General features: G+C 68.5%; 13 protein-coding genes and 1 pseudogene. 5 read left to right on the plus strand and 9 right to left on the minus strand.

Annotated features, from left to right (window positions below; translation table 11 throughout):
* Position 1 precedes the first annotated feature (1 nt).
* Positions 2–1,471, plus strand: coding sequence for a carbohydrate porin (locus tag G6O54_RS25870; RefSeq protein WP_165229706.1), 1,470 nt, complete (start codon positions 2–4; stop codon positions 1,469–1,471).
* A gap of 63 nt (positions 1,472–1,534) precedes the next feature.
* Here G6O54_RS25870 and G6O54_RS25875 read toward each other — a convergent pair whose 3' ends face one another.
* Positions 1,535–3,625, minus strand: a complete 2,091-nt coding sequence (locus G6O54_RS25875; RefSeq protein WP_165229709.1) for an alkyl/aryl-sulfatase — start codon at positions 3,623–3,625, stop codon at positions 1,535–1,537.
* Positions 3,626–3,902: 277 nt separating this feature from the next.
* Here G6O54_RS25875 and G6O54_RS25880 point away from each other — a divergent pair, with 277 nt between their 5' ends.
* Positions 3,903–4,895, plus strand: coding sequence for an AraC family transcriptional regulator (locus G6O54_RS25880; protein WP_165229712.1), 993 nt, complete (start codon positions 3,903–3,905; stop codon positions 4,893–4,895).
* A 940-nt stretch (positions 4,896–5,835) separates the two neighbouring features.
* On the opposite strand, the gene G6O54_RS25885 is transcribed toward G6O54_RS25880, so the two are convergent.
* From G6O54_RS25885 to G6O54_RS25915, 7 genes are all read right to left on the minus strand, one after another.
* Positions 5,836–6,360, minus strand: a complete 525-nt coding sequence (locus tag G6O54_RS25885) for a GNAT family N-acetyltransferase (protein ID WP_165229715.1) — start codon at positions 6,358–6,360, stop codon at positions 5,836–5,838.
* Positions 6,361–6,471: 111 nt separating this feature from the next.
* The gene (locus tag G6O54_RS25890) at positions 6,472–7,983 is read right to left on the minus strand and encodes a glycine betaine ABC transporter substrate-binding protein (RefSeq protein ID WP_165229718.1); all 1,512 of its coding nucleotides are present in this window, start codon (positions 7,981–7,983) and stop codon (positions 6,472–6,474) included.
* Positions 7,980–8,717, minus strand: a complete 738-nt coding sequence (locus G6O54_RS25895) for an ATP-binding cassette domain-containing protein (protein ID WP_165229721.1) — start codon at positions 8,715–8,717, stop codon at positions 7,980–7,982. The genes G6O54_RS25890 and G6O54_RS25895 overlap by 4 nt, the downstream gene beginning before the upstream one ends.
* Before the next feature lie 15 nt (positions 8,718–8,732).
* Complete coding sequence (gene egtD / locus G6O54_RS25900; RefSeq protein ID WP_165229724.1) at positions 8,733–9,704, minus strand: L-histidine N(alpha)-methyltransferase; 972 nt, start codon at positions 9,702–9,704, stop codon at positions 8,733–8,735.
* Positions 9,701–10,969, minus strand: a complete 1,269-nt coding sequence (egtB, locus tag G6O54_RS25905; RefSeq protein WP_250847087.1) for an ergothioneine biosynthesis protein EgtB — start codon at positions 10,967–10,969, stop codon at positions 9,701–9,703. The genes egtD and egtB overlap by 4 nt, the downstream gene beginning before the upstream one ends.
* Positions 10,970–11,114: 145 nt before the next feature.
* The gene (locus G6O54_RS25910) at positions 11,115–11,714 is read right to left on the minus strand and encodes a dihydrofolate reductase family protein (protein WP_165229730.1); all 600 of its coding nucleotides are present in this window, start codon (positions 11,712–11,714) and stop codon (positions 11,115–11,117) included.
* Positions 11,711–12,208: a VOC family protein gene (locus G6O54_RS25915; RefSeq protein WP_165229733.1), complete on the minus strand. Its 498-nt coding sequence runs from the start codon at positions 12,206–12,208 to the stop codon at positions 11,711–11,713. Before G6O54_RS25915 ends, G6O54_RS25910 begins: the two co-directional genes overlap by 4 nt.
* A gap of 273 nt (positions 12,209–12,481) precedes the next feature.
* Here G6O54_RS25915 and G6O54_RS25920 point away from each other — a divergent pair, with 273 nt between their 5' ends.
* The 3 genes from G6O54_RS25920 (at position 12,482) to G6O54_RS25930 (ending at position 20,140) form a co-directional block, all read left to right on the plus strand.
* The gene (locus G6O54_RS25920; protein WP_165229736.1) at positions 12,482–14,233 is read left to right on the plus strand and encodes a hypothetical protein; all 1,752 of its coding nucleotides are present in this window, start codon (positions 12,482–12,484) and stop codon (positions 14,231–14,233) included.
* 121 nt (positions 14,234–14,354) lie between these two features.
* Entirely contained in the window at positions 14,355–16,895 is a 2,541-nt protein-coding gene (locus G6O54_RS25925; RefSeq protein WP_165229739.1) for a CehA/McbA family metallohydrolase, read from the plus strand.
* Between the two features lie 626 nt (positions 16,896–17,521).
* Positions 17,522–20,140 (plus strand): HzsA-related protein, encoded by a 2,619-nt coding sequence (locus G6O54_RS25930; protein ID WP_165229742.1) that lies wholly within the window; start codon positions 17,522–17,524, stop codon positions 20,138–20,140.
* A 124-nt stretch (positions 20,141–20,264) separates the two neighbouring features.
* On the opposite strand, the pseudogene G6O54_RS25935 reads toward G6O54_RS25930, so the two are convergent.
* Positions 20,265–20,558, minus strand: a pseudogene (locus G6O54_RS25935) (hypothetical protein); the annotation flags it as partial.

Raw genomic sequence — 20,558 nt, forward strand, 5'->3', positions numbered from 1 at the left:
CATGAAGATACGAACGACGGTTTTCGTGATCGGCGTGATCTTCCTCACGGGCCGGCCGTCTCGTGCGCAGGAGGGAGGGGCCGAGGCCGACCCGCCGCCGGGGACGGAGACGGTGACGGAACGTCTGGCCCATCCCTACTCGATTGACCTCCTGCCGGACGACCCGGAGCCGGCTCCCGAGGCCGGGGAACAGTCGGGTGAGCCCTCGACGACAGCCCCCGCCCCGGCGGCTCCCGGGCCGCCGTGGGGCCGCAAGACGGTGACCGGTGACCTGTTCGACAACCTCCTTTCGACGAAGGACTCGGGCATCACCTTCGGCGGTCGGGTCACCCAGTTCGGCGTCGGCATCGCCGGCGGGATCAACCGGCCGGTGCCCGCGCCGCTGGGGATGGGAGACGTCTTCCGGTACACCGGCCGGGGTGAGTATGACCTCCTGTTCGACCTCGAGAAGCTCGGAGGGCTGCCCCACGGGCGGTTGCTGGTGCGGGCCGAGCACTGGTACGGCGAGTACGGCAACATCTCACTCCGCGCCGGCACGTTCGCGCCCCCCGTGTTCGCCGCGCTCCTGCCGCCCCGGCCGAATGACCCGGGCGTGCCCTACATCACGGACTTCCTGCTGACGCAACCGCTGTCGCCGAGCTGGGTGCTCTACGTCGGCAAGAAGGACGTGCTCGGGACGCTGGACCAGGACATCTTCGCGGGCGGCGACGGCACGGACCAGTTCATGAACCAGTCGTTCGTCGCCAACCCGGTGTTCCTGCTGGGCATGCCGTACTCGTCGTTCTGGGCGGGTTTCGTCTCGCCGCGCAGGTGGGGTGGATTCGGTGCGTACGTCGTCGACCCGAGGGATCACACCGCCGACTTCATGCAGTTCGGCAACCTCTTCAACCAGGGGGTCATCATCGGCGGGGAGGTGAAGAGGAAGACTCGTTTCTTCGGGCTCTCGGGGCAACACCACGTCGGCGCGATCTGGAAGCACAACGAGCAGAGCGACCTGCGGTACAGCTTCGGGCTCCCCGGCGGGTCGAACGACCATCCCGCCGCAAGGACCCCGGTGAAGTGGGACTCATACTCCCTCTACTACGGCTTCGACCAGTACCTGGTGCGATTCACCGACAATCCGGACCGCGGCTTCGGCATGTTCGGTCGCGCGGCCCTCTCCGACGGCAACCCCAACCCGGTCCGCTACTTCCTGAGCGCGGGCGTGGGCGGCTTCAGTGCCCTGGGCAAGTCCCGCGGCGATACGTTCGGCCTCGGCTGGTTCCTCGTCGGGGCCAGCAATGAGTTCGGCCCCACCCCCAGGACGATCTTCGGGCCTCGCAACGGATCGGGGGTCGAGGTCTATTACAACGTCCAGGCGACCCCGTGGTTGAACATCACCCCGGACGTCCAGTGGCTTCGCCCCGGGGCCGGGAACCTGACGACGGACAACGCGTTCGTCTACGGCCTGCGGCTCAACCTCACCTTCTGAGGCTGCCTTCGCGGGCCGTCCGGGGTGATCGGTCCCCCGGACGGGAGCCGGGCCGGGTGGGCATCACTCCGCGTCGGTGACCTCCGGCACGGCCTCGAACGGGTCGGCCCTCTTGCCGCCGGCACGCCGTGCTTCGGTCCCGGGCAGGATCTCGAACCGGGGGTCGAACTCGACCATGAGCGCGGCGAGCTTCGCCAGGACGCCGAGGTCCCCCTCGGCCTTCGCCGTGCCGTCCTTGAGCTGAGCCTGAATCGGCTTCTGGCCGGTCATCGCCCGTTCCAGATCCGTGCGGTTGATGGTCAGGGTGAGGTCCGGCTTGTCGGCGAGGAAGCCGGGGAGGTTCGTGAGCGTGGCGTTTTCCAGCTCGACGACGAACTTCTCTCCGTTGTCGGGCGTGATCAGGTTGATCGTGAACCGCAGGCCCTCGGCGCTGCGGGGGTCCATGCGGATCCCCAGGAAGTCGAGGAACAACTCCGTGGTCATGGCCCGGATCACGTCGGGCCCGGTCGACTTGGGCGCGGCGCCCTGCGGGATGCCCGACCTCAGCTCATAGGCGCCGGCCAGGAAGCTGTTGCGCAGGCCCGGGTTCTCCTGCTGGTAGCCGATCTGCTCGAAGACGTCGGCGAGCAGCTCCTTCGCCTCCCGGTTCTCTGGCTCGGCATGGACCAGCTTGTCGAGGATCTCGGTCGCAAGCAGGTACTTCCCCTCGTCGTGGAGTTGCCGGGCCCGGGCGAGGATCTTGGCCGCACCGCCCATCATCTCGACGTACAGCGGCGCCGAGTCGCCCGGCGAGAGTGGGATCAGGGTGGCCGGGTTGCAGTCCCACCAGCCGAGGTAGCGGTTGATCACCCCGCGTGCGTTGTGCTGCACCGAACCGTGATAGCCCCGGCAATCCCACCTCTGCTGGAGGCTCTTCGGGAGCTGGAAGACGTTGTGGATCTCGCTGATCGTCGTGCCCTGGTTCGCCAGGTGCAGGACCTGGTTGTTGAAGTTCGCGTAGAGGTCGCGCTGGCCGCGGAGGATCTCCTGGACGCGATCGTTCCCCCACCGCGGCCAGTGGTGCGAGGCGAACAGGACCTCCGCCTCGCGCCCGAAGCGGTAGAGCGCCTCGTTGATGGATTTCGACCAGTTCAGGGAGTCGCGGACGAGCGCCCCGCGGAGCGTGTAGATGTTGTGCAGGCTGGCGACGACGTTCTCCGCCATCCAGAGGGCCTTCATCTCGGGGAGATACGTGTTCATCTCCGAGGGGGCCTCGGTGTTCGGCGTGTTCTGGAAGATCATCCGGACGCCGTCGACCTCGATCTCCTCGATGTCCTTCTCGACGATCCGCGTCGGCGCGATCAGGCCCACATTCCCCTTGGCCACGCCGTGCCCGAGCCCCTGGGTGACGAACCCGTAAGGATTGACGGGGAGCAGGAGCCCGTACTGGTAGAACATCCGCCGGTTCATCGCGTTGCCGGCGTAGACGTTCTCGGAAACCGCATATTCCATGAAGCCGCGAGGGGCCAGGATCTGGACCTTGCCGGCGCGGACGTCCGCCTCGTCGACCACGCCCCGCACGCCCCCCCAGTGGTCGCCGTGCGAGTGGGAGTAGATGACCGTCGTGAGCGGCAGGCCCTTGCCGACGTGCTCCTGGAAGAGCTTCCACGCCGCCCGCATCGTCTCCGCGGCGACCAGCGGGTCGAACAGGATCCAGCCCGCCTTGCCCCGCACGAAGGTCGCCTGCGTCAGGTCGAACCCCCGCACCTGGTAGATGCCCGGGATGACCTCGTAGAGGCCGTAGTTGTTGTTCAACCGGGCGATCCGGTGGAGCGAGGGGTGGATGCTGTCGAATTCCTCCTTTCGGTCGAGGAACCGGTACTTCTCCATGTCCCAGGCAACGTTGCCGGCGTCGGCCTTGATCTGCATCTCCTTCATCGGGGCGATCAGGCCACGCTCCTGCTCCTCGAAGTCGCGGGCGTCGCCGAAGGGGAGCTCGGCCCTGGCCTTGCGGAGGACTTCCTTGGTGAACTCGGAAGGAGCCTTGCCCTTGGGATCGAAATGGCCCGCCACCGACGCGGCCGATGCCGCCCGAGCCGGACCGGACTCCTGCATCAGGTGCGCCGCCACGGCGAACGCGGGTAGCGATTTGACAAACTCACGCCTGGTGGCCATGCTCAGCTCCTGATGATGTCGAGGATCGGGCCTGCGACGAAGCGGAGCGAATTCGCCCGATTCTCGACGACACGTTGATCGATCCGGGGAGGCGGCCGGACGGGGCCGCTCGCCGAGGCTTCGCGCGTCATGGGCGGTGAGCCGAATGGCGCCGGGGCGTCCGGCTCGATCGCAAAAAGCCCCAAATTATCTCAGTCTGCAAGATTGTGTACCGCAAGACCAGGAAGTGCAATCGACCCGACGCCCGCGTCGCACCGGTCGTCTGAGGGACCCGACGATGAGCAGCGACGGCCCCAGCCTGGCGGGTGCGAGTGATCCGGCGCGGCCCATGGTCCGGGCCGTGGAGACCGACGACCTCGACGAGATCCGCCAGGCCTTCGTCCGCTGGGACCAGCGGCTCGAGCAGCTCGAAGGCGGACCATTCCGCGGCGGCCTGCGGCTGGTCGACTTGGGCGGTGTCCAGCTCCTGGCGGTCCGATCGGCCCGCGTCGTCCGGGCTCGCGGGGCGCGCCCGGACGGTTCCTGCGTGTTCTCGACCGTGACCGACCGGAACGCCGGCTCCTCCTGGCGCGGGCGCACCCTCGGCACCGGCATGGTCAACGTCATCGCGCCGGACTCGGAGATGGATCACCGCACCTGCTCCAACTATCAGAACGTCTCGATCGTGGTCCAGATCGGCCTGCTGGAGTGGACCGCCGCCGCCCTGATCGGCGTGGGGCTCGATCGGATCCTCTGCGGCGATCGCGCCCTGGCGATCGGCTCCCGGGACGCCGACGAGCTGTCCCAGAGGCTGCACACGACCCTGCTCGCCCTCTCCACACCTCCGGACGGCAAGGGGACCGAGGCGAAGCCCCTCGTGAACCCCGACGACCTCGTCGTGCTCCTGCTGGACACGCTGACGGCGGGCCGCGTGGTCGATCCCTTCCGGACGACGACCGGCCAGCGGCTCGCCGCCGTCAGGAAGGTCGAGGAATACGTCCGGGCCTTCCCGGATCGTCGCCCCGGAGTCCTGGAATTGTGCAAGCTTGCGGGCGTGAGCAAGCGGACGCTCCACTACGCGTTCCTGGAAGCGACCGGGTGCACGCCCAAGGACTTCATCAAGGCGATCAAGCTGAACGCGGCACGCCGTGCTCTCCGGACGATCGGCCCGGGCGCGGGCCACGTCGAGCAGGTCGCCCGGCGCTACGGCTTCCACCGCCCCGGCAACTTCGCCAGCGACTTCCGCCGCCTCTTCGGCGAGCTGCCATCAGAATTCATCCGAAAGCCCTGAGCATCGACCGCCCACCGCAAATTGGCTTCGATCGTCGCGCGGCCTGTTCCGAAAATTGTCCGCAAGTCCTTTTCCTGTTTCACCTTGGATGCGGTTTTTTGATTGCCGGGACGGGATTGTCGCAAACGGCGGGGGGTTTAGGACGCGGAGAGATTGACAGATGGCACTGGGTGGCCGTGGTGGGACACCACGGGGGGCAGGCCGAGTGGGTGGACTGGCTCTTCACCAAGGCTGAGGCGGTCCCGTGGTATTCCACCACGGCCACCCGGAGGGTCTGCGTCGGAGCAAAGGCTGTCAACGTCCGCCATTGCGTATTGCGACAATCCCGCCAGGACGCCCCCGCCCTGTCCATAACGGTGGGCCCTGTTTTCTTGCAGGTGTTGAGAGTGTTCGGGTGGCGTGGTGGGACACTCCGGGATCGCCCGAAAATTGGCTTCGATCGTCGCGCAGCCTGGGTCTGGTTTTCTTCCATAAGTTGATGTGGATAAAGAACTTAAATTTGGATCTTCGGTTGGCTTTGCCCCCCTCTTCCCCGGTCGCAACGGCGGCCGGGGTTCCGGCCTTGGAGAGGAATCTGTCCAGGTCCATGGACCGCCCTCCGCGGTGTTTCACCACGGCCACCGGCAGCCAACGGCCAGGCTCTCCATGCTCCGGAGCCCGTCGCTCGAGCCATCCCCATCGCCTTGCCGACCTGATCCCGCTCAACATGGCAAGTCGTTCCGGATTGAGGAAGGATGGCAAACGGCCGGATCGGCACGCAGGAGCCCTCCATGAAGAGAAGTGCGCTACGTTTCGCCATTTTCGACGCTCGGCTCCCGGCCTTTTTCCGCTGCCCCGACGTAAGCCGCCTGCCCCAATCGCCTTCTGTTGACGTGATGGCGGACGATTTGTCGGAGGCCTGGTTTCAGAATCCTGCTCGTCCCGGTTTCGCTCGTCCGGCTCAGGGCTCCTGGGGGCTGGTCGCTCCGAACGCCTCGTGAAAGTGGACCTTCCCCTTCGGCATGGGCCCGTCGAAGGCCAGGGCGAAGAAGAACTCCGGCGGTACGTCGTCGTAGCCCAGGCCCGCCGGGTTTTCGAAGCCGAATCGGCCGTAGTAGCCGGGATGTCCCACCAGGCAGCAGCCCCGGGCCTTCCGGGCTTTCAGCCGGGCGAGTCCTTCGCGGATCAACGCCGAGCCGATGCCCTGCCCCTGGCAGTCCGGCAGGACGGAAACCGGGCCCAGCCCGTACCAGCCGGGGGTGTCGTCCGAGATGGTCACCGGCGAGAAGGCAATGTGCCCCGCGACCCGGCCGTCCCTCTCCGCGACCAGCGACACCGCAAGGGCACCCGCCGCGCGCAGGGCCTCGATGATGAACGGCTCCGTATGGCTGCTGATGTCCAGGGATCGGAAGGCCTCGACGGTCACCGTTTCGATCGCGAGGGCGTCCCGCTCGGTCTCGTCGCGGATGACGATAAGAGTGCTCATGGTTCCCTCGCTTTGATTCCGACGACCCGAGTGCATTGTCAGTGGCTTTGAACCCGGGGGACAGACATTCCCGTCTGTCCTGAATCCCGAATTCCGAGTGTTGACCGAGCACTACCGTGGCGGTGAGGAGGCTCGTTCGACGAGGCTGAACAGGGCTTCGATGGCCATGGCCATGAGGGCGGCGGGGATGGCACCTTCGAGCATGAGGGGGACGTCGAACTTGTCGATGCCGCGGAGGATGGGGCGGCCGTAGCCGCCGGCGCCGATGAAGCCGCCCAGGGTGGCCGTGCCGACGTTGATCACCGCGGCGGTGCGCACGCCGGCGAGGATCGTCGGGGCGGCCAGGGGGATCTCGACGAGCCGCAAGACGGCCCCGGGGGGCAGGCCGAGGGCCTGGGCGGATTCTCGGAGCGACCGGGGAATCCCCGTCAATCCGGCGTGCGTGTTCCGGACGATCGGCAGCAGGCTGTAGAGCGTCAGCGCGGCGATGGCCGGCGGGGCACCCGTCCCTCGCCCGATCAGCCACATCATCAGGGGGATCATGAAGAGCAGGAGCGCCAGCGACGGGATCGTCTGCAGGAGCCCGACGACCGCCAGGACGATCCGCCCCAGCCCCGGCCGCCGGGCCGCCACGATCCCGAGCGGCACGGCGAGGAAGATCGCCGCCAGCAGGGAGGGGACGACCAGCAGCAGGTGCTCACCCGTCGTCGTCAGGAGCCGGCCGGGGAGGCTCCCCTCGATCGGGCCGGCGTGCAATCCCAGCGAGGATTGCAGGAATTGTGCGGCCACCTCGCCCTCGTCGCGCTTCTCCCCCTGCACGGCGGCGTTCAGAGTCTGCATCTGGGCTTCGGTGATGCGTCCTTCGAGCCGAAGCAGGCTCGCCACCACATCGGGCCGGCGCTCCGCGAGCTGGGCGCGATACAGCCAGACCGCCTCATATTTGGGGAAGAAATCCCGGTCGTCCGGCAGGACCAGGAGGTCGTACTGGGCGATCTCGCCGTCGGTGGTGTAGACCTCGGTCACGTCGAGCGCCCCCTCCACCACCGCGCGATAGGCGAGCGTGTGATTCATCCCCTGCACGTTGGTCTGGGGCAGCCCGTAGTGGGCCTTCACGCCGGGCCATCCGTCGGGCCTGTCCAGGAACTCGTGGATGAAGCCGCAGCGGAGGTCCGGGTGGTCGCGCAGGTCCGAGGTCTTGGTGATCCCGCGCGCGGCCGCCACGTCCTTCCGCATGCCGAGCGCGTAGTTGTTGCGGAATCCCAGCGACTTGCTGATCCGCACGCCGTCGGCGGCGAGCGCCGCCGCGAGGTCCGGCGGGTCGGCCTTGAGGATCTGCCGCGTGATCGTGCCCGTGTACTCGACATACGCGTCGACATCCCCCTGCCTGAGCGCCAGCCAGAGGGCCGGCGTGCCGCCGAGGTCGTCCCGGCGGGCCGATGCCCCCGCGGCGCGTGCCAGGGCCACGCCCATCTCCGAGAGGATGACGGACTCGGTGAACTTCTTGGCCCCGATCACCACGGGCTTCTCGCCGGGCCCGCAGCCGAACCCCGTCGCCAGGATGGCGACGAGGAGGCCCCGCGCGAATGCACGCGGCGGGGCGAGGCGAGTCCGGGGCCCGATCATGCGAGCACCTCCGGCCCGCGCTGGGCCTGGATGAAACGGGTGACGAAGGGGTCCGCCGGCCGATGCCAGAGGTCCGCCGGCGTCCCCTCCTGGATGATCCGGCCGTCGCGCAGGAGGACGATCCGATCGGCGAAGAATGTCGCCTCGCCCAGGTCGTGCGTCACCAGGACGACCGTCTTGCCCAGGTCGCGGAAGATGTCGCGGAGCTCGTCCTGGAGCTCGGCGCGGACCAGCGGGTCGAGCGCACCGAGAGGCTCGTCCAGGAGGAGCGCATCCGGCTCGAGCATCAGGGCTCGCATCAGGCCCACGCGCTGACGCTGGCCGCCGGAAAGCTCGCCCGGGTGGCGATCGAGGCCGTCGACCGGGAAGCGAGTGAGCGCGGCCAGCTCGTCGATCCGGGCGGCGATGGCCTTCGGGTCTCGCCCCAGGTAGCGGGCCATGAGCGCGATGTTCCCGCGCGCGGTGAGGTGCGGGAACAGCCCGCCGTCCTGGATGACGTATCCGACCCGGAGCCGGATCGCGGGCGCGGATTCGCGCGTGACCGGCACGCCGTCGAAGCGGACCTCCCCCGCATGGGGGCCGGCCAGGCCGATCAGCAGCCGCAGGAGCGTCGACTTGCCGCAGCCGCTCGGCCCGATCAGGGCCGTCGTGCGGCCGACGGGCGTCTCGAGCGAGATCGGCCCGAGGGCCGTCCGGCCGCCGTAGGACTTCTCGACGTCGCGGAGTGAGAACATCAGGGGGCCACTCCGTCACTCCTCCTCCGAACGATCCAGGCCGGTCGCGGTCAGGTAGAGGACCGCGAAGTAGCCCCGATCGTCCGTCCAGCGCTCCTCCAGCCGGAGCCCGCAATCCAGGGCCCGGGCCGCCAGCTCGTCGACGTCGTACTTGTAGGAGTTCTCGGTGTGGATCGTCTCGCCGGCCCGGAAGTCGAACGTGCTCGAACCGACCCGGACCTGGCGGGCGGCGTCGCTCACGAGGTGCATCTCGATGCGGGACTGGGCGGCGTCGTAGAACGCCAGGTGGCGGAACGAGGAGGCGCGGAAATTCCCGCCCAGCTCGCGGTCGATTCGCACCAGCAGGTTGCGATTGAACTCCGCCGTCACCCCCGCCGAATCGTTGTAGGCCCGCTCGAGGATGTTCACGTCCTTGCGCAGGTCGACTCCCAGCAGGAGCCCGCCGCCGGGGCCGACGAGCCGGGCGATCCGGCGCAACAGGGCGTCGGCCTCGGGGGGGTCGAAATTGCCGATCGTCGAGCCGGGGAAGTAGGCCACGCGACGCTCCGCCCGGCCGTCCGGGACGTCGAAGGGCGCCGTGAAATCGGCGACGACGGGCTCGACGTCCAGGGTCGGATAATCGGCGGCCAGCGCGGCGGCGGCCTCGCGGAGGTGGGCCCCGGAGACGTCCACCGGCACGTAGCCCTCCGGGTCTTCGAGATGGTCGAGCAGGAGCCGCACCTTGGTGGGCGTCCCGGCCCCCAGCTCGATCAACTGGCACCTCGGGCCGCACCGGGCGGCCATCGCGGGGGCGTGAGTCCGCATGACCTTCAGCTCGGTCCGGGTCGGGTAGTACTCGGGCAACCTGGTGATGCGGTCGAACAGCCGCGAGCCGGCGGCGTCGTAGAAGTACTTGGAAGGCAGCCGCTTCCGCGCCAGCGATAGGCCGGAGATCACGTCGGACCGGAAGCGACGGTCCGGGCCCGCCGCGAGTCGGGTGTTCGTCATTCGGGTAGATCCTTCGCGAGCCTCAGGCCGGAGAATTGCCAGCGGGCGCCCGGCGGGAAGAAGTTGCGATACGTCGGGCGGACGTGCCCCGGTGGCGTGACGCACGACCCGCCGCGGAGCACCATCTGGTTGCACATGAACTTGCCGTTGTACTCACCGATCGCCCCGGCCGCCGGCCGATAGCCGGGATAGGCCGAGTAGGGGCTGGCGGTCCATGTCCAGACGTCGCCGTAGATCGAGCCGCCGGCGTTCGACGGGTGCAGCCGGCCCGAGTCCAGGAAGTTCCCCGCCATGGGACGGCCCACGGCCACGGACTCCCATTCGGCCTCGGTCGGCAGGCGGGCGCCGGCCCATCGGGCGAACGCGTCGGCCTCATAGAAGCTGACGTGACAGACGGGCTCGCCCGGATCCAGGGGCCGCATCCCCCGGAGCGTGAAGAGCGCGAAATCCGAGCCGTCGCGATGCCAGTGCATCGGCGCGGACCAGCCGCCGGAACCCCTGGCGTACCAGCCGTCGGAGAGCCAGAGCTCCGGCCGGTTGTAGCCGTCGTCCCGGATGAACTCCAGGTATTCGCCGTTGTTCACCGGGCGAGAGCCCAGCGCGAATGGCCCCACGTAGGCGCGATGCCGCGGCCCCTCGTTGTCGAACGCGAAGCCCGTGCCCTCGTGGCCGATCCGGCGGACGCCGCCCGGGAAGGCCTCCCACTCCATGGGGGCGGCGTCGATCCGGGGCCCTTCCTCCGCCGGGGCATACCGCGGCCTCAGGGGATTCAATCCGAACGCATGCTTGAGATCGGTGAGGAGGAGCTCCTGATGCTGTTCCTCGTGATTGAGGCCAATCTCGAGGATCGGCCCGATCGTTCGCATGAGCGGGTCGTCGGCGGATTCGAGCAGCGAGAGCATCCCTTCGTCCACCGCGCGGCGGTAGGCGTACACCTCGGCGATCGTGGGCCGGGACAGCAGGCCGCGCGAAGGTCGCGGCCAGCGGTCCCCGACCGCGTCATAATAGGAATTGAAGAGGTAGCCGAACTGCGGGTCGAAGGCTCGATGGCCGGGTGCATGCGGCGCCAGCAGGAAGGTCTCGAAGAACCAGGCCGAGTGCGCCAGGTGCCATTTCGGCGGGCTGCAATCCGGCATCGATTGGAGCTGGTAATCCTCGGGCTCCAGCGTCGCACAGAGCCGCTCGCTACGGCCGCGGACCTCGCGGTAGCGGGCCGCGAGCGAATGCCGGTCGAAGTGTTCGGTTTCGGACGATGGCTCGGGCATTTCACCTCCGTGAGGATCGTATACGGCCATCGACGCATCGGCAAGGAGGGGGGACGGCGATGGCGCATGGGGCTCCTCTGCGACGATGCGAGGCCCAAAGCCTGGCCGTCTCGAATTGCAACTCCTGGGCCGACTGCCCGGCCGCTCACGTGGGCGAGGGATCAGCTTGCCGAGATCCTGCGCGTCGATAGGAATTGATGAGCACGCCCGAGGTCATGGCCTGGGTGCTGACGAAGGCGAGTTCGCGCGGGTCGGCACCTTCCGGGAAGAGGCGCTTGCCTTTGCCCAGCAGGATCGGGTAGACGATCAGCACGAGCTCGTCGACTAGTTCGTGTTCGAACAGCAGGGACGTCACGGCCGTGCTCCCCCAGACGACCAGGTCGGGCCCGTCGCCCGACCTGAGGCGGCGAATCCCCTCCAGGATGTCCGCGCCGAGGTCGCCGACCGGGCCCCACCCCAGGCTCTCCGGCCTGCGGGTCGCGACGTATTTCGTGGCGGCGTTCAGGGCGTCCGAGATCGGGCTGCTCGGCGCCTTCGGCCAGAAGCCGGCCCAGAGGTCGTAGGTGCGGCGGCCGAGCAGCAGCGCGAACCCCGTCCCCTGGGCCTCGGCGACGGCCGCCGCCCCGGCCGGCGACCGATAGGGTGCCGTCCATCCGCCGTGCGCATACTCGCTGTCCTCGCCCTGTCCGCTCGGCGAGATCACGCCGTCCAGCGAGGTGTGTGCGAAGATCCTGATATTCCTCATTTCGAGTCTCCTCCGCGGATCGCCGCCTCAATGGCCGCGATGTCGATCTTCCGCATCGTCATCATCGCTTCGAACGCGCGCCCGGCGGCGGCGGGATCGGGATCGGTGTACGCCTTCGTGAGCGCGATCGGCGTGATCTGCCAGGACAGGCCCCATCGGTCCTTGCACCAGCCGCACTGGCTCTCCTGGCCGCCGTTGCCGACGATCGCGTCCCAGTAGCGATCCGTCTCGGCCTGGTCGACGGTCGCGACCTGGAACGAGAACGCCTCGCTCTGCTTGAACGCAGGCCCGCCGTTGAGTCCGAGGCACGGGATGCCCATCACGGTGAACTCGACGGTCAGCACGTCCCCCTTCTTCCCCGACGGGAAGTCGCCCGGCGCGCGGTGCACCGCGCCGACCGACGAATCGGGGAAGGTCTCCGCATAGAACCGCGCCGCGTCCTCGGCGCCGCCGTCATACCAGAGGCAAATCGTGTTCTTCGCCGGCTTGGCCATGTCCCGTCTCCGCCCGTGCAAGTAACCAGGAGTCCAGAGCCCTTCCGGATCTGGTCGAACGCCCACGCCCCCGATCGACATCCGAGTCGCCGGAAACCCCCCGCCCGTGGCGATCATCGCTCGTCCGGGCCCGAGGAACCCGACTCGATCAACCCGACGTCGCCCCACCGCTCGTTGTTCGACATCTGTCACAGATCGCGAGGAACGCCGTAGCTCTCGTGCACGTCGCGAGGGAGACACGCTCACATCGTCGGACTGACGGAGAAGCCGATCATGCTCGATCCCACGCAAACTCTGGCTGTGCTCGCGCGGAAGCTGGCAAGGCCGAGGGGCCTCGTCGGCTGGCTCTACACCAGCAATCCTTTCTACGTCCTGAGCGCCGATCTCGTCTTCATCGGCCTGCGGATGTCGTTCGACACCAGCGGCAGGACGATCGAGACCGGGGCGCTCATGATCGCCCTGCTCGGGTACACGCTGCTGCTGGCGACGACGGCGTGCCTCCTGATCCGCTGCGGCCGCGTCTGGGACGACGCGCGGACCATGCTCCTCCTGATCGTGGCCATGTTCCTGGCGATCTCGGTGACCTTCGACGAGACGCTGGCCGGCAGCCCGCGGCTCGGCCGGGCTTGCTTCCTGGGCGGGCTCCTCTTCGCGGTCCTCGTCAGCGAGGGGTTGCTCCGGGGGATTCGACTCCGGCTGGCCCCGCTCTATCACGTCCCCTACCTCCTGATCCTCGGCCTGTTCTTCCTCTACCCGCTGGTCCTGTCCCCGTTCCTCCACGATCCCGAGGGTCCGGTCCTGCGGTGGCTCCTCTTCGGATTCTCGCCCCTGGCGGGGTTGGCGTTCCTCTCGCTGATCCCCGCGATCCGCCGGGGCCCCGGCTATGTGGCCAAGAACGGCAGCCCCTGGCCGTATCCGCTCTTCCCGTGGACCCTCTTCGGCCTGCTCGCCGTGGCGGTCTGCGGTCGGGCCGCCTATCTCTGCACGTCGTTCCACTTCGTGGAGATGTCGCGATTGGTGGGGAGGTCGGACAGCATCTTCGGCCCCTACTTCCTGGTCCCGTTCCTTCTCGCCATGGATGTCCTGCTGGTCGAGGCGGCGATCGTCTCCCGCAACCGCCCGATGCAGCGGCTGGCGATGGCCGTGCTCCCGGGCGTCCTCGTGCTGGCCGTGCTCGGCCATCGCACCGATCCCGTCTTCCGGGGTTTCCTGGGCCTCTTCCGGGAAGGGCTGGGCGGTTCCCCCCTCTATCTGTCCCTGGTTGCGGTGACGGGGCTCTACGGCCATGCCGCGGTCCGTCGCGTGCCGCTGGGTCTGGCGGGGCTGGCCTCATCGCTGATCGCGTTGTCGGTCATCGGTCCCGACACGTTCGACCTGAACGGCCTGGTGGCCCCGCGGCCGTTCCCCCTGCTGGCGGCTGCCATCCTGGAGATCGGGCTGGCGGCCCGGCGGCGGGAGTCCTGGAGGGGCCTGGTCGGATCGGCCTGCCTGATCGCCGCGGGCGCGATCGGGCTCGACCGGCTTGGCCTGGAGGCTTACCGGGAACTCGTCGCCTTCCACCTGGCGGTGATCGCCGCGATCCTGATCGGCGCGTGGTTCCAGGACCGGCTCGGACGGTTCCTGTGGCATCTTGCCGCGGCCTGCCTCGGGCTGTCATGCCTGGTCGCGATCCGCGGCGGTCCCGGCCCGATCGACCGTGTCCCGGCGGATCTGCTCCGCGCCTATCCCCTGCTGGTGATCGTCGCCTGTTTCCTGCTCGGCTACGGCAGCCGTTGCCGATCCTTCCTGGCCGTCGCCCTCGTGGGGCTGACGGGCTGGCTGGCGAGCGTCGGCTGGCGGTCCTACTGCGACCTGCGACGGATCGCCGTCGGGCTCGACTGGATCGCCTCGGGCCTGATCTTCTTCGCGTTGGCGGCGGCCATCAGCCTGCTCAAGACCGGCCTGCCGGCGAGGTGGGTCGACGGTCGTCACGCCGATCGGCTCGACGCGGGGCCCGATACGGAAGCCCAAGGACCGGTCAACTAGGCAGAAAGGCGCCTTCACGGAAGCTTCGCTGGTGGCCCCGTTCCGGCGGTCGTATTTTATGGCTTTCTCGTTCCCGCCTCGAGATGACTCCGCGGCGGGCGGACCCTACGAGGAGAGCATCATGCGACGACCCGCCGGATGGCACGCATCCCTCCTGCTGGCCTTGATGGCCCCGATCGGAGTGGCCGAGGCGGCCGACCTGGTCACCATCACGGCCCAGACCCGCGACCGCTACGTCCCCGACGGCAAGGAGGTCGACGCGATCCACGGCGACCTCACCCTCGCGAACGATCAGATCCTGGCCGTGATCGCCGCTCCGAGGCGAGGCCGCCACGCGAATCTCACGGTGCGCGAGGTCGGCGGCGCGGTGATCGATCTCACCCGCCGCGATCGGCCCGGCGATCAGCTCTCGGCCTTCTATCCGGGGGCCCAGCTCCGCGAGCTGAAGTTCGGGGGCATCGAGGTCGAGGCGCCGACGGTCTACGACACGGCCTCCCTCGATCGGATCTTCGTCAAGGCCAGGCGGGTCACCCTTCGCCTCGTCGCGACGCCGCGCGAGCGGGAGCCCGACGTCGAGGTCTCCTATACGCTGGAGGACGGCTGGCCCTACGTGCTCGTCAGGACGACCTACGCGAACCGCGGCGCCGGCCCGGTCGACGTCAGCCTCGTCGACTCGATCCGGGCGGACCACTCGTTCGAGAGCTCGCCCGAGGCCCCGGCGGACCTCTTCTGGACGTATGACCGGCACTTCGGCCAGGCCTACGGCGTCGCCCCGCGGGACCACCTGGTCAAGGGCGTCAACGCCCGCGCGATCCTGCTCCGCTACCAGAATGGCGAAGGGAAGGTCGCGGTCCGGCTCGATCCCGGCGCCCGCTACACCCTCGAGCGGCGCCTGATCCCCGGCGGTGATACGTTCCAGGTCCGGTCGCTGGCCGGCTGGCCGGCCGGTCGCCCGTCCCGCTCCGCCAAGGTCTCGGTGAGCTCGAAGGGCCGGCCCGTCGTCGGGGCGGACGTGATCCTGGAGCGCGAAGGCAAGCCGGTCGCGAGCGGTCGCACCCGCCCCGACGGGACGATCGACGTCGAGCTCGGCGAGGGGGCGGCAACCCTGGCCGTGTCCGAGCCGTCGCGCGGCAAGGCGTCCCTCCAGGTCGCGGCGGACGCGAAGGGGCCGTTCGCGCTGGAGCTGCCCGAGCCGGGCGTGGTCGTGGCGACGATCTCCGACGCGCGCGGGGGGAAGATCCCCTGCAAGGTCCGGTTCACGGGGCGCGACGGCACCAAGGACCCCGACTTCGGGCCGGACAGCGCGGACTTCGCCGTCAGGAACCTCTGCTACAGCCACGACGGGCGGTTCCGCCGGGAGCTCGCCCCGGGGGCCTACGACGTCAGCATCAGCTATGGGCCCGAATACGACGCCGTCTTCACGCGGGTCGACGTGAGGCGAGGCGAGGAGACGCCGCTCGCCGGGACGCTTATTCGGTCCGTGACGACGAAGGGCTCCATCAGCGCCGACTTCCACAGCCACTCGAGCCCCTCCGGGGACAACACGGCGAGCCAGCTCGGGCGGGTCCTGAACCTGCTCTGCGAGCAGATCGAATTCGCCCCGTGCACCGAGCACGGCCGGATCTCGAGCTACGACCCCCACCTGGCCGCGCTCGGCGTGACCCATCTCATGGCGACCTGCTCGGGGATGGAGCTGACCGGCAAGCCGCTCCCCATCAATCATCAGAACGCATTCCCCCTGGTGATGCGCCCGGGCGAGCAGGACGGCGGCGCCCCGACGGCCGACGACGACCCCGAGGTCCAGATCGAGCGGCTCGCGCTCTGGGACGGGTCGAGCGAGAAGCTGGTCCAGGTGAACCATCCCGACATCGGCTGGATGTTCTTCGACCGCGACGGCGACGGCCGCAAGGACTCGGGGTACTCGGGCATGATCCCGCACATGGACGTGATCGAGGTCCACCCGCCGGACCGGATCTTCTCGGGGCCGAGCATCGAGGCCCAGGGGCATCGCTACAACGCGCCCATCTACAACTGGCTCCAGCTCCTCAACCTGGGGCGTCGGATCCCGGGCGTGGTGAACACCGACGCCCACTACAACTTCCACGGCTCCGGCTGGCTGAGGAATTACATCAAGAGCCCCACCGACGACCCCGCCCGGATCCGGACGATCGACATCGTCCACGCCGCCGAGCGCGGGCAGCTCGTGATGTCGAACGGCCCGTTCCTGGAGGCCGAGATCCGCGGCGAAGGGGGCTCGCCCGCCCCCGCGGGGCCGGGCGAGGACGTCGCCGCGCCGGGGGGCTCGGCCACGCTCCGCGTCCGGGTCCAGTGCCCCAACTGGTTCGACGTCGACCGGGTGCAGGTCTTCGTCAACGGGCGGGCGCCGGAGGAGCTGAACTTCACCCGGGCCAGGGGGAATGGGCCGTTCGCCGACGGGGCCGTCAAGTTCGACCGCGCCATCCCGCTCCGGCTGAGCGGGGACGCCCACGTGATCGTCGCCGCCATCGGCGAGCACTCGAAGCTCGGCCCGATCGTGGGCCCCGAACACCGGGAGGATCGTCCGGTCGCCGTGTCCAACCCCATCTTCGTGGACGTGGACGGGGGCGGCTTCAAGGCCAACGGAGACACCCTGGGAACCCTCCCCGTGAAGGCCGGCCGCTGAGGCCGCCGCAAGGACCGTTCTTCCATCATGGGCCCCGGGGACGCGGAAGCAGGCGTCCCGGGGCCTCCGCGTTCTCGAAAGGGCGAAACGAAGTGGCCCTGAACTTCAGCAAGGACCTGATGAAGGAGGCGGGAGGGAAAGGGCCGGCCGGCCGCTCGACAGATTCGAGGTGGCCGTCGTGTGCAACCTGTCCGCCAACCCGAACCTCTATCAGGCTCAGTGTGCTGATATAGAAGTTCAAAGCGACAGGTTGAAAACGGTCGTCATCATGGAATACGTACCGAGTCCTTGGGGGTGAACCGGTCGTTGTTTCCCAGGGGGCCATTCACATCACGCCCACGGCCCACGGAAGTTGGGCGGCCCTGTGTACCCGCCACATGGATCGACCAGCCCGGCCATTGGAGTCAAGGCTCAGGGCGATTCCCGGCCAGCCCTCGTTGAGGGCCCTCGGGCGGCCCCATCTCCGCCGCGTGACGGTTCCCGGGGCGGATCCTTGCGTTCATGCGCATCACCCGTGCAGGCGGCCCTCGGCATTGATCCTGGTTCAAGAAAGGAGTAGCTTGCGGGAAACCGCCAGACTGGCCGCACGATGCGGTCCCTGCCAGAAACGGGAGGAGGCTGTTCTCATGAGGCACGCTGTCGTGCTCTGGGTGATCGCCGCTTCAGGCGCCTTGATGGCGCCGGGTTCTGTGAATGCGGGCTCCACGGAGTGGCTTGGGCCTTCGGCCTCGGGCCGTGCCTATCCACCCGGAGAGGAGGACCGCCAGTACGAGATGCTGGCTTACGACCTCTCACGCCGCGACGCGTTTCGCCGCGTCGCCGAGCAGGCGTTTCGGCCTGAGTCTCTGATCTTCGACTCCGATCGCGACCCGCTGGACGTCATCCTCCGCCGCACGGAGGCCTTGATTTCCGACCTGAAGTCCATGCCCAAGTCGCCCGATCTGAAGCAGGCCGCCGCCGAGCTGACCTCGCTCCGCGGCGCCGCCGCGGGGATCGACGTCAAGGATGCAAAGGCGCGGCGGGCACTCTTCAACGAGGCCTGCCACCTCCGCCGCCGCGTCGCGCTGGCGAACCCGCTGCTCGACTTCAAGGACATTCTCTTCGTGAAGCGGCAGCGAAGCTGCTTCAATCATATGTGCGACCAGTTCTACGGCATGGCCCAGCGCCCTGGCGGGGGGCTCTTCGTGCTCGAGGACGCCTTCGGCCCTGCTCCCGCGGTTCGTGATGTGCTGGCCGGAGCCCTGGTGAAGAACGGCCCACTCCGCGGCCAGACCCTCTCCGGTGGGCCGAGACGCCATTGGGACCTGACGCTCGATTACTCCGGAAACCTCCACGGAGAGGAAACGGTCGGAGGCTCGTTCCTCTCGCCCGACCTTTCCTACGACGGCCAGTCCGTCGCTTTTGCCTACACGGAGTGCCGAGGCAGCCGCAACCACATCGAGCACACCGATCCCGCGCGAGGCCACTGGGACGCGGGCCGTTGCTTTCACCTGTTCCGGGTTGGCATGGACGGGACGAACCTGGTCCAGCTCACCGAGGGCACGTGGAACGACTTTCAGCCTTCCTGGATGCCCAGTGGCCGGATCGCGTTCATCAGCGAGCGGCGCGGGGGCTACCTGCGATGCGGCCGGGCGTGTCCCACCTTCACGGTGTTCGACATGGCCCCCGGCGGCCACGACCTGCGCTGCCTGAGCTATCACGAAACCAACGAGTGGTATCCCAGCGCGAGCCACGACGGACTCCTCGTGTACACCCGATGGGACTACGTCGACCGCAACGGCATGACCACGCACAACCCCTGGCTGATGACGCCCGACGGCCGCGGCCCGCGTCCCATCCACGCGAACTACGCCCTGCGGGACTATCGGCCCGACATGGAGCTGAACGTGCGCGCGATCCCCGGCTCGCACCGGTTCCTCGCGACGGCGGCGCCGCACCACGGCCAGGCCTTCGGCTCGCTCGTGCTCATCGACCCGCTCGTGCCCGACGACGACCGCATGGCGCCGGTCAAGCGGCTCACCCCCGAGGTGGATTTTCCCGAGAGCCAGGGCGGAACCGAGTCATTCGGCGAGGCGTGGCCGCTCTCCGAAGACTACTACCTCTGTTCCTACGATCCGGTGCAGGTCCCGGCCCTCAACCCGGCCGGCATGGGAGCTCCGGGCGACCCGGGCACGGGATATCCGGACCGGCCCGCCCCGCGCAATCCCGACCCGAAGGGCTATTACGGTCTCTACCTCGTGGACAGCCGCGGCAACCGCGAGCTCATCTATCGCGATCCCGAGATCGGATGCCTGCACCCGATTCCGATGGTCCCGCGCGCGTTGCCTCCGGTGATTCCCGACGGCTCTGACCGCCTGGCGGCCGATCGACCCGCGGAGGCCACCGTTTTCGTGGCCGACGTGTACCGGTCAGACCGGGCCTGGCCCGCCGGCACGAAGATCGGCGCACTCCGCGTTTATGAGATCATCCCCCAGTCGATTCCCTCGAACTCCACGGCCCACACGGGCGTGCCCATCCCCGATACGGCGTCGGTGAACCTGGCGCGGGCGATCCTGGGAACCGTCCCCGTGGAGCGAGATGGGAGCGCCCACTTCACCGTCCCCGCGCGCCGTGAGCTGTACTTTCAGGCCCTCGACCAGGACGGGCTGGCCGTCACCTCGATGCGGTCTGGCACGCACTTCCAGCCCGGCGAGACAGCGTCCTGCCTGGGCTGTCATGAGCCGAGGCACCAGAGCCCGGCCAGCTCGCGCGACGCGACGCCGTCCCTGGCCATGCGGCGCCGGCCTTCGCAGCCGTCCCCCGATGTCGACGGCACGAACCCGTTCAGCTACCCGCGGCTGGTCCAGCCGGTGCTCGACCAGTACTGCGTCTCTTGCCACCAGAAGAGCGCGGGGAAGGCCCCCGCACTGGCGCGGACCCCGGTCACCTTCGCCGAGGGCTGGCGCCCCGCCACGTACTACGCGTCGTACCTCGAGCTCACCCCCAAGTTCGGCTTCTTCAGCTATGGAGCGAGTGGGTGGCTCGACCCCAAGTTCTATCGCACCACTCCCGGCGAGTTCGGAGCCCGGGCGTCGAAGCTCTACCAGATGCTCAAGAAAGGACATCACGACCTGGTCCTTCCCCAGGACGCCTGGCACCGGCTCTCCGTCTGGCTTGATTCGTGCTCGTTGTTCTACGGCGTATACGAGATCCCGGGCCAGGAGGCCCAGTTGCGAGGTGAGGTGGTGCGGCCGACGCTGGAGTGAGCGAGGGGATCGCAAAGGGCGGTGCGGGCTGCGTCACCTCTGGGCCTGTTCCCACCGATCAAGATCGCGGCTGGGTGGCCCAGATCGCCCCGGTTTACGGCCCCCAGAAGATGGGTGGCGCCGTTCACGGCCGCCAACTTCCTGGCTCATACCGCATCGCCACCCCCCCCGACCCAGATTCCAGCCGGCTCACGAGCTTCAGATTCACGGGCTTCGACAGCCCCGCGAACAACGTCGGCCCGTGACCCGCGAGCCTGGGGTGCACGACGAACTCGTACTCGTCGATCAATCCCAGCTCCGCCAGCGCCAGCGGGAGCCTCACACTGGCGCGATGAAAAGTTGGCCTGGACGACCCTGGCGTCTTGTCCAGGATTTGTTGCGCGGGAACGAGGCCTGTCGGCAAGCCTCGGCTTGCGCC

The organism is Aquisphaera insulae (assembly GCF_011064615.1).
GTDB classification, from domain to species: domain Bacteria; phylum Planctomycetota; class Planctomycetia; order Isosphaerales; family Isosphaeraceae; genus Aquisphaera; species Aquisphaera insulae.